This window comes from Afipia sp. MLSD5-FHT05B12 (genome assembly GCF_058793355.1).
In genome coordinates, this window is record NZ_JBXAFS010000025.1 from 37,387 (window position 1) to 48,249 (window position 10,863).

The window sequence follows — 10,863 nt, forward strand, 5'->3', positions numbered from 1 at the left end:
TCTTGTTTGTCTTGTTGCTAGACGGGCAGCAGCTTGCCACGGGATATTTTCTCCGGGCTTGCTGGCGTGTCATCGAGCGGCAGATCGAGTACCTCCTCAAACTCGATGATGTTGTCGATCTCGGTCCCCATCGCGATGTTGGTGACACGCTCGAGGATGAACTCGACCACCACCGGCACGCGATGCTCCGCCATCATCTCGCGGGCCGTTGCAAAGGCGGCCTGCGCATCGTCGGGATGAGTGACACGGATTGCCTTGCAGCCAAGACCTTCCGCCACGGCGATATGATCGACACCGTAAATGCCAAGCTCCGGCGCGTTGATGTTCTCGAACGAGAGCTGCACATGGTAGTCCATGTCGAAGCCGCGCTGGGCCTGACGGATCAGGCCCAGATAGGAGTTGTTCACGACGACGTGGATGTAGGGCAGCTTGAACTGCGCGCCGACGGCGAGTTCTTCGATCAGGAACTGGAAATCGTAGTCACCCGACAGCGCCACGATCTCGCGTTTCGGGTCGGCAGCGCGGACGCCGAGCGCGGCGGGCAGGGTCCAGCCGAGCGGGCCGGCCTGACCGGCGTTGATCCAGTTGCGCGGGCGGTAGACGCCAAGGAATTGTGCGCCGGCAATCTGCGACAGCCCGATTACGCTGACGTAGCAGGTGTCGCGACCGAACGCCTTGCTCATCTCTTCATAGACACGTTGCGGCTTGATTGGGACGTTGTCAAAGTGGCTCTTGCGCAGCATCGTGCGCTTTCGATCCTGAACGGCCGCAGGCCAAGCCTGCCGCTCTTTCAGCTTGCCGGCCTTGCGCCATTCCCTTGCCACCGTAACGAACAGGTCGAGCGCGGCTTTCGCATCGGAGACGATACCGAAATCCGGGTTGAACACGCGGCCAATTTGCGTCGGCTCGATATCGACATGCACGAAGGTGCGGCCCCTGGTGTAGGTCTCGACCGATCCGGTGTGGCGGTTGGCCCAGCGGTTGCCGATGCCGAGCACGAAATCCGACTCCAGCATGGTCGCATTGCCGTAACGGTGGCTGGTCTGAAGGCCGACCATTCCAGCCATCAGGATATGATCGTCCGGGATTGCGCCCCAGCCCATCAGCGTTGGCACCACGGGAACATTGACGATCTCGGCAAACGCCACGAGAAGGTCAGATGCATCGGCATTGATGATGCCGCCGCCGGCCACAATCAGCGGGCGCTCGGCAGCGTTGAGCATTTCAAGCGCTTTCTCGACCTGCTTGCGCGTCGCTGCCGGCTTGTAGACCGGCAAGGGTTCGTATGTCTCATCGTCAAACTCGATTTCGGCCAATTGCACATCGAGCGGCAAATCAATGAGTACCGGGCCGGGGCGGCCGGAGCGCATGATATGAAATGCCTGACTGAAGACCCGCGGCACCAGCGCGGGTTCGCGCACGGTGACGGCCCATTTCGTCACGGGCTTGGCGATCGATTCGATGTCGACGGCTTGGAAGTCTTCTTTGTAGATGCGGGCGCGGGGTGCCTGTCCGGTGATGCACAGGATCGGAATCGAGTCCGCGATGGCCGAATACAGACCGGTAATCATATCGGTTCCAGCCGGGCCGGATGTTCCGATGCAGACGCCGATATTGCCTGCCTTGGCGCGGGTATAGCCTTCGGCCATGTGAGACGCGCCTTCGACATGACGCGCGAGAATGTGATTGATTGACCCGCGTTTCTTGAGCGCTGAGTACAATGGATTGATTGCGGCGCCAGGAACGCCGAACGCACACACGACGCCTTCCTTCTCAAGGATACGCACCGCCGCATCGATTGCCCGCATCTTCGCCATGTCACACCTCGAATGGTTAGGTTCGGATGCAATCATCGCGAGGCATGCAGAGCGGCTCAACGGCCTTGAATTTGTTTCCCGCGATACGACGCCCGTGCGAAAATATCTCACGGGATCAGATAGCTAGGGCGATGTGAAAAGTGAAAATGGTTCGCGCGAGCCGAGTCGCGCCGCGATTAGTTTTTGCGCGCCGAAGCCGGCATGACTCCGCCCAGTGCCACTGTCAGTTCGGCTGCGACATCGCGCACGATATTGCCGATGACCGGCAGTCGTTCGTCGGTTACGCGGGACGTCATTCCTGACACTGAGATCGTGGCGAGGGGCTCGCTGCAATCGTTATAGACCACGGCCGCAACGCATCGAAGCCCGATACGGGCTTCTTCGTCATCCACCGCATAGCCCTGCTGCCGGATTGTTTGCAGCGCCTTGAACAATTCTCCGGGCCGCACGATAGACTTTTCCGTCAGACGCGGCATGCCCTGGCGATGGATAATCGCGCTCACGTCTTCGTCGGAATAGGTCGCAAGCACCGCTTTGCCGACGCCGGAGGCCACCATCGCTACGCGACCGCCGACCTTGGTCAGCGAGCGCATGATCTCGCGGCTTTCCACGCGGGTCAGGACAATGATGGTCTCGTCATCGACCACCGCGAGATTGGCAGTTTCTCGCGTCTGGTCGCGAAGCTTGCGAAGGTATGGCATAGCGTGAGCGACGAAGTTTCGCCGCCGCGCGAACGTCGAGCCGACGGAGAAGCTGCGCACGCCGATGTGCCACTTGGCTTCGCTGCGGTCGAACTGCACGAACCGGCGCTTCTCAAGTGTCGTCAGTAGCCGATGCACGGTTGAGGTGGAGAGGCCGGTGCGCACCGCCAGGTCGGTGAGCCGGTAGCCTTCATCGTCTTCGGCAAGGGTTTCTATCAACGTCAGGGCGCGGTCGACGGACTGGACGCCGCCGTCCCGGCCTTCGGCCTCTGCCTCAATGCCGCCCCGCGGCTCGACCGATTTTCGCCGGATCACGCTTTTCTTCATCGCCTACCTACGGCCCGCGGATAGAAGTGAAGGTCGTGCTGGGAATAAGCGGGTGCCGCCTTTGGAGGCGGCACCGTCGTCAGAACTTACAGCAGGCCGGCGCCGCGTGCCCACTTATATTTTGCGCCGAGGACTTCGACCGGAAGTTCGGTCGAGTAGGCGTAAGCTGGAATGCCGTTCTGATAGAGGTATTCAGCGGCTTCTTCGACCTCGACGTCACCAGCCAATGAGGCGACCATCGGCTTGCTGATGCCCTTGGCCTCCATCTCCTTCTTCACCTCGACCATGTTCCTGGCGAAAACCATCGGCGGCGTGACGATGGTGTGCCAGTAGCCGAGGATCAGCGAGTGAATGCGGTCATCCGACAGGCCGAGCTTCACCGTGTTCACGTAAGTGATCGGCGGTTCGCCGCCGGTGATGTCCACCGGGTTGCCGGCCGCGCCAAACGGCGGGATGAACTTGCGGAACGCCGCATCGAGGTCCGGCGGCATCGCCATCAACGACAGGCCATTATCGACCACCGCATCCGACAGCAGCACGCCTGAGCCGCCCGCACCGGTGATGATGAGAACATTCTCTCCCTTCGGCGTTGGCAATACCGGGATGCCGCGTGCGAATTCGAGCAACTGCCGCAGCGAGCGGGCGCGAATGACGCCCGACTGCTTCAGCACGTCCTCATAGATTTTGTCGTTGCCGGCAAGGGCGCCGGTATGTGACGAAGCTGCCTTGGCACCGGCCGAAGTACGGCCAGCCTTCAGCACGACAACCGGCTTCCTCTTGGAGACGCGCTTGGCAGCTTCCGCGAAGGCGCGGCCGTCCTTCAGATCTTCGCAATGCTGCGCGATGATGGTGGTGTTCGGATCCTGTTCGAAGAAGGCGAGCAGATCGTCTTCGTCGATGTCGGACTTGTTGCCGAGGCCGACGATAGCCGATACGCCCATCTTGGCGGAACGGGAGAAGCCTATGATGGCCATGCCGATGCCGCCCGACTGCGACGAAAGCGCCGCCGAGCCCTTGACATCATAAGCGGTGCAGAAAGTCGCGCAGAGATTCGACGGCGTATAGTAGAAGCCATAGATGTTCGGCCCCATCAGACGCACATTATATTTCTTGCCGATCTCGACGATTTCTTCCTGCAAGGCAGGCTCGTTCGCTTCGGCAAAACCCGACGGGATCAGGACGGCACCGGGGATTTTCTTCTCGCCACACTCGGTAAGCGCTGCGGCAACGAGTTTCGCAGGAATTGCGAAGACGGCGGTATCGATGGTGCCGGGAACGTCCTTGACGCTTTTATAGGCCTTGATACCCATGATCTCGTCGGCCTTGGGATGGATTGGATAGATCTGTCCCTTGTAGCCGCCGTTGATAAGGTTCTTCATCACCGAGTTGCCGATCTTGCCGGCTTCGGCCGAGGCGCCGATCACCGCGACCGCTTTCGGCATCATGATGCGGTTCATCGCGGTGACGATTTCTTCGTTCGAGCGTGGAGCAGGACGCGGCTTGTGATCGAAATCGACGACAATTCGCACGTCCGCGGCGATTGCGTCTTTCTTGGTGGCGAAAACCGGATTGAGATCGAGTTCGACGATTTCAGGGAAGTCGCTGACAAGCTGGGAAACATTGACGATGATGTCCGCGAGCGCTTCGCGGTTGACAGGGTCGCCGCCGCGAACGCCGTTCAGCATTTCGTGGGCCTGAATTCCGTCAAGCATCGAAAGCGCATCGGCATTGGTCGCGGGCGCAAGGCGGAAGGTGACGTCTTTCAGCACTTCGACCAGCACACCGCCGAGGCCGAAGGCCACGAGTTTGCCGAATGAGCCGTCGGTGATCGAACCAACGATGACTTCGGTGCCGCCCAGCAGCATCTGCTGAACCTGGATGCCTTCGATCTTGGCGTCGGCCTTGTACTTCTTGGCGTTTGCCAGAATGGTCTCATAGGCCTTTTCAGCGTCGGCGGCCGTTTTCACGCCGACGATCACGCCGCCCGCTTCAGTCTTGTGAAGAATGTCGGGGGAAACGATCTTCATCACCACCGGGAAACCCATGCCGGTCGCTATTTTCGCGGCCTCGGCGGCGGACTTCGCCACGCCTTCCTTCGGGACCGGAATTCCGTAAGCATCACAGACCAGTTTGCCTTCCGGCGCCGTCAGACTGGTGCGTTTGTCGGCCTTTACGGTGTCGAGAATTCTCCGGACTTCAGCCTTTGCCTGTTGTCCGACGTCGATCTTGCGAACTGCGTCCTGCGAATGAGCCATTACTTCCTCCTGTCACGTCCATTTTTGAAGTTTGGGGTCGCGCGCGGGCTGTCGGACGGCCATTCCCGGCGCTTAGATCACCACATCTTGGCGTTTGCTTGCACGTGTTCAGGGACGCGCAGTCAACAATGCCTACCATTGGTATTTGGTATGCCAAGAACCATCTTTGTCAAGCCTCTTAGCTAGGCTCTGGGGTACCTGCCGCCGTGCTTGACATTCTGGCATCTGGTATGCCAAGAACTTGAACAACGCTTCCGTGGTATACAGCCCCTCTGGAAGAGAGGGAGATGATTCATGGTTACTCAGAAAATCTCGAAGGCACCATTGAATGAGCAGGACATTGCGATTGTTCGCATTGCGCCTGAGGCAAGTTTCAAAAACAAGGCCTATGACGCTTTGAAAGAAGCCATCCTCAAAATGGATATCTACGCCAGCCCCGAGCCCGTCATGCTCGACGAGCGCGCACTGTCCGAGCATCTGGGTGTCAGCCGCACACCGATCCGCGAAGCGATCGCGATGCTGGAGCAGGATGGTTTCGTCAAGACGGTTCCACGCCGTGGCATTGTCGTTGTTCGCAAGACCAAGGCCGAAATTGTGGACATGATCCGGGCATGGGCAGCGCTCGAGAGCATGGCGGCGCGCCTCATCACCACCACGGCGCGCAAGAAAGACATTTCCGCGCTGCGCAACTTCTTCAAGGACTTCAACAAGGATCGGCTGCCGCAGGATCATATCCAAGAGTACTCGAAGGCGAACATCGCGTTCCATCAGGCGCTGATCTCGCTGAGTGAATCCCCCGTCCTGGTCGACATGACCAACGACATTCTGCTGCACGTGCGCGGCTACCGGCAATTGACGATTGGCCGGGTAGAGCGCACCGCGGTGTCCTTGCCGGAACATCTTGCCATTATTGAAGCGCTCGAGGAGCGCGACACCGAGCTCGCTGAAAAGCGTGCCCGCGATCATACGCTTGGGCTTGCGACCTATGTCGAAACCCACGGACAGGAAATCTTTACGTAGACCAAACGATCAAAAAAAGAGACTAGGGAGGCCACCGATGCTGACGGCAGCGAGTAAGTTAGAGGCGACGACTGCGAACGATGCAGAGCAGGAGTTGACAGATGGTTTTCATCTGATCATCGACGCGCTCAAACTTAACGGCCTCAATACAATCTATGGCGTGCCCGGTATTCCGATCACGGACTTCGGTCGTATGGCGCAAGCGGAAGGCATTCGTGTTCTTTCGTTCCGTCATGAGCAGAATGCCGGTTACGCCGCATCGATCGCAGGTTTCCTCACGAAGAAACCGGGCGTGTGTCTGACGGTATCGGCGCCGGGCTTTCTCAACGGGCTCACTGCGCTCGCTCACGCCACGACCAATTGCTTCCCGATGATCCTGATTTCCGGCTCGTCGGAACGTGAAATCGTCGACCTTCAGCAAGGTGACTACGAAGAAATGGATCAGCTCGCGGTTGCGAAGCCGCTGTGCAAGGCTGCGTTCCGCGTGCTGCATGCGCAAGACATCGGCATTGGTGTCGCGCGCGCGATCCGCGCTGCGGTTTCGGGCCGTCCCGGTGGTGTCTATCTCGATCTGCCGGCGAAGCTGTTCGGACAGGTGATGAACGCGGACGCTGGCAGAAAATCGCTTGTGAAAGTCATCGACGCGGCGCCGGCGCAGATTCCGGCTCCCGAATCGGTAAAGCGTGCGCTCGACGTACTCAAGTCGGCGAAGAAGCCGCTCATCATTCTCGGCAAGGGCGCAGCTTATGCACAGGCCGACGATGAGATCCGGACTCTGATCGAGAAAAGCGGCATTCCGTTCCTGCCAATGAGCATGGCCAAGGGTCTTCTGCCTGACACGCATCCGCAATGTGCCGGTGCAGCGCGCTCAACGGTGCTGAAGGATTCCGACGTCGTCATGCTGATCGGGGCCCGCCTCAACTGGTTGCTGTCGCATGGCAAGGGCAAGACGTGGGGCGCCGCGCCGAAGAAATTTATCCAGATCGACATCGAGCCGAAGGAAATGGACTCCAATGTCGAGATAGTAGCGCCAGTGGTCGGCGATGTCGGCTCGTGCGTCTCGGCTCTCGTGCAGGGTATGGGTGGTAATTGGCCAGTCCCGCCGGCGGATTGGACCAAAACAGTCCAGACCAAGCGCGACGATAATATCGCCAAAATGGCTCCGCGCCTGATGAACAACAATTCGCCGATGGACTATCACGGCGCGCTCGGCGTTCTTCGCACCATCATCAAGGAGCGTCCCGACGCGATCCTTGTCAACGAAGGCGCAAACACGCTCGACCTCGCGCGCGGCATCATTGATATGTATCAGCCACGCAAGCGCATCGACGTAGGCACCTGGGGCATCATGGGTATCGGCATGGGCTATTCCATCGCCGCTGCGATTGAGACCGGCAAGCCGGTGCTCGCGGTCGAGGGTGACAGCGCATTCGGTTTTTCTGGCATGGAGGTCGAGACGATCTGCCGCTACAAGCTGCCGGTCTGTGTTGTGATCTTCAACAATGACGGCATCTACCGCGGCACTGACGTCAATCCCTCAGGGGGCGCGGACGTCGCACCTACGGTATTTGTGAAGGGAGCGCGTTACGACAGGATGATGGAAGCCTTCGGCGGCGTCGGCGTCAACGCCACGACGCCCGATGAGTTGAAGCGGGCGGTCAACGCAGCTATGGATTCAGGCAAGCCGACACTCGTCAACGCCGTGATCGATCCGGCAGCGGGCAGCGAAAGCGGCCGCATCGGCAATCTCAATCCACAAAGCGTCTTGAAGAAGAAATGATTGGGTCATACGGCTGGGTGCATGTCGCCCCCAGCCGATTTCAGTCCTCGCACTCGGCGTCAGAAGGCGTCGACCGATACGGAGTATTACACGATGACACAGGCGCTGAAGGGCGTTCGAATTCTCGATTTCACCCACGTTCAGTCAGGCCCGACATGCACGCAGTTGCTGGCATGGTTCGGCGCGGACGTGATCAAGGTGGAGCGTCCCGGCGTCGGTGACATCACCCGCGGTCAGCTTATGGATGTCCCCAATGCGGACAGTCTCTATTTCACGATGTTGAACCACAACAAGCGTTCGATCACGCTCGACACCAAGAACCCGAAGGGCAAGGAAGTCCTCACCGAGTTGATGAAGAAGTGCGATGTGCTGGTCGAGAACTTCGGTCCGGGTGTGCTGGATCGCATGGGCTTCCCCTGGGAAACCATCCAGAAGATCAATCCGAAGCTCATCGTGGCATCGATTAAGGGCTTCGGTCCCGGTCCTTATGAGGATTGCAAGGTCTACGAGAACGTCGCGCAGTGTACCGGCGGCGCGGCATCGACCACCGGCTTCCGCGATGGGCTTCCTCTGGTGACGGGTGCGCAGATCGGCGACAGCGGCACCGGCCTGCATCTGGCGCTTGGTATCGTCACCGCGCTCTATCAGCGCACGACCACCGGCAAAGGACAGAAAGTCACTGCGGCAATGCAGGACGGTGTACTCAATCTGGCACGCGTCAAGATGCGCGATCAGCAGCGTCTCGCTCATGGACCGCTCAAGGAATACAGCCAGTTTGGTGAAGGCATTCCGTTCGGCGATGCGGTTCCGCGCGCCGGCAACGATTCCGGCGGTGGCCAGCCGGGCCGCATCCTGAAGTGCAAGGGCTGGGAGACTGACCCGAACGCTTATCTCTATTTTATTACCCAGGCTCCGGTTTGGGAAAAGATCTGCGATGTGATCGGCGAGCCTGGCTGGAAGACGCATCCGGATTACGCCAAGCCGGCAGCACGTCTGCCGCGTCTCAATGAGATTTTCGGACGCATCGAACGGTGGACCATGACCAAGACCAAGTTCGAGGCAATGGAAATTCTGAACAAGGACGACATTCCGTGCGGCCCGATTCTGTCGATGAAGGAAATTTCCGAAGACAAGTCGCTCTATGCCACCGGTACGCTCGTCGAGGTCGATCATCCGACTCGCGGCAAGTACATTTCGGTCGGTAATCCGATCAAGCTATCGGACAGCCCAACCGTGGTGACGCGCTCACCCTTGCTGGGCGAGCACACCGACGAGATCCTGAAGCAGGTGCTGGGCTTTAATGACAATCAGGTTGCTGAGACCCACAATTCGGGGGCTCTCTCGCCACCACGGAAGGTCGAAGCAGCCGAGTAAAGCCATCAACATGCGAGATCAAAGGCCGGCGTGCTCCGCCGGCCTTTTTTGTGGTTTTTAGATACCTTCATGTCTTTGATACTGTGTGGGGAAATTGAGACATTTTGTCGCGATAGAGGTTCATGCTGCGATGCAATAAGGCAAATGCTGCCATGCGAAATCCCTGGTTTGGTTTGGCATTTGGTATACCTATACTGAATGCAGTACGGCGCTTGCAATGCAATGCAGGTGCTGAATTCATCGATTTTGAAAGGCCCTCCAATGTCCAAGACTGCTTCCATCAGCTTCGCTTCTTCAAACGGGCTGCTCCGTCAGCTGCTTGCTTTCGTTGATAATTTCCTGATGAGGAGCGCCCAGATCTCCGCCAAGAATGGCGATCTGCCGAGGTTCGGACTCTGAGGATTAAGTTACTGAGCGCTCGCAGATAATCGCGGGCACCGTTTTGCGAGCGTCATGAAAGGCCCCGGTTTTCCGGGGCTTTTTGCTGTGCGGGTTTTGCCGGTTAATGCCGCAGTGCCGCACAGTGGCGTCCAGAATAACTCTTGTGTCCTGGCATATCGCATACAACGATGCGTCTCAGGCAGCAGCTGTCGGTCTTCAATGGAACAGCGCGCCTCGGGAGAGGGACCATGGCTGATACCGTTCTCGCGGTGTCCAAGCGGCCGCGCCGAAAGGCGGATGGCGGGGCCATGTCTGTTGGCGCGAACTTCCCCACAATGGTTTTACTGACCGGTTGCAGCGACGTGGCTGTGAAGTTGCCATGCAGCGTGCATCGGAACCAGACATGAATACTCTTCACGAACATTCCTGGAGGTAGGCAAACAGGCGTCACCAGGGATCGATATCCGCAGGCTGCCGCAAGGTAGAATTTTGAAATTAAGCCGCCGTTGAGCGGCGTGAAACAACGGATGGGAGAAACGCAATGATGTGGTCGTCTTATCGAACGTTAGGTCTTGCACTTGGTGTTGGAGCTTCGCTAGGCGCGGGTTTCGCATCCGATTCTGCTTCGGCAGCATGGGAGCCGACGCGGCCGGTGGAGATCGTTGTCCCGGCAGGCACCGGCGGTGGCGCGGACCAGATGGCCCGCACAATCCAGGGTATTATCACCAAGCACAGCTTGATGAAGCAACCGTTGGTCGTGGTGAACAAGGCTGGTGGCGCCGGGGGTGAAGGTTTCCTTGACGTCAAAGGTTCAGCGGGCAATCCGCACAAGCTGGTGATTACCCTGTCCAACCTTTTCACGACGCCATTGGGAACGGGCATTCCATTCAGTCACAAGGATCTGACGCCAGTCGCGATGATGGCGCTCGATGAGTTTGTTCTCTGGGTGAACGCGGACAGCCCCTACAAGTCTGTGAAGGACTACATCGAGGCTGTGAAGGTGAAACCCGGTGAGTTCAAGATGGGTGGTACCGGATCGAAGCAGGAAGACCAGATCATCACGGTGGCGATCGAGAAAGCATCCAATACCAAGTTCACCTACATTCCATATCGTGGCGGTGGCGAAGTCGCAGTGTAGCAGCAAAGCTAAAATGTCAGCACTGAGCAAAGTTCAAATGTCAGTCTCTGGTCCCTTTGGGGACTTTGGA

General features: G+C 58.6%; 6 protein-coding genes and 1 pseudogene. 4 read left to right on the forward strand and 3 right to left on the reverse strand.

Annotated elements, in window-relative coordinates:
- Window positions 1-17 precede the first annotated feature (17 nt).
- From gcl to AC1Q6J_RS21150, 3 genes are all read right to left on the reverse strand, one after another.
- Window positions 18-1,817: a glyoxylate carboligase gene (gene gcl / locus AC1Q6J_RS21140; RefSeq protein WP_492281115.1), complete on the reverse strand. Its 1,800-nt coding sequence runs from the start codon at window positions 1,815-1,817 to the stop codon at window positions 18-20.
- 176 nt (window positions 1,818-1,993) lie between these two features.
- Complete coding sequence (locus AC1Q6J_RS21145; protein ID WP_492281116.1) at window positions 1,994-2,845, reverse strand: IclR family transcriptional regulator; 852 nt, start codon at window positions 2,843-2,845, stop codon at window positions 1,994-1,996.
- 86 nt (window positions 2,846-2,931) lie between these two features.
- Window positions 2,932-5,100: an acetate--CoA ligase family protein gene (locus AC1Q6J_RS21150; protein WP_492281117.1), complete on the reverse strand. Its 2,169-nt coding sequence runs from the start codon at window positions 5,098-5,100 to the stop codon at window positions 2,932-2,934.
- Between the two features lie 294 nt (window positions 5,101-5,394).
- On the opposite strand from AC1Q6J_RS21150, the gene AC1Q6J_RS21155 reads away from it, so the two are divergent.
- The 4 genes and pseudogenes from AC1Q6J_RS21155 to AC1Q6J_RS21170 all read left to right on the forward strand — a co-directional run.
- Window positions 5,395-6,120: a GntR family transcriptional regulator gene (locus AC1Q6J_RS21155; RefSeq protein WP_492281118.1), complete on the forward strand. Its 726-nt coding sequence runs from the start codon at window positions 5,395-5,397 to the stop codon at window positions 6,118-6,120.
- A 37-nt stretch (window positions 6,121-6,157) separates the two neighbouring features.
- Window positions 6,158-7,900, forward strand: a complete 1,743-nt coding sequence (gene oxc, locus AC1Q6J_RS21160; protein WP_492281119.1) for an oxalyl-CoA decarboxylase — start codon at window positions 6,158-6,160, stop codon at window positions 7,898-7,900.
- Window positions 7,901-7,993: 93 nt separating this feature from the next.
- Window positions 7,994-9,274: a formyl-CoA transferase gene (frc, locus tag AC1Q6J_RS21165; RefSeq protein WP_492281120.1), complete on the forward strand. Its 1,281-nt coding sequence runs from the start codon at window positions 7,994-7,996 to the stop codon at window positions 9,272-9,274.
- A 922-nt stretch (window positions 9,275-10,196) separates the two neighbouring features.
- A pseudogene (locus AC1Q6J_RS21170) lies at window positions 10,197-10,790 on the forward strand (Bug family tripartite tricarboxylate transporter substrate binding protein); the annotation flags it as partial.
- Window positions 10,791-10,863 lie beyond the last annotated feature (73 nt).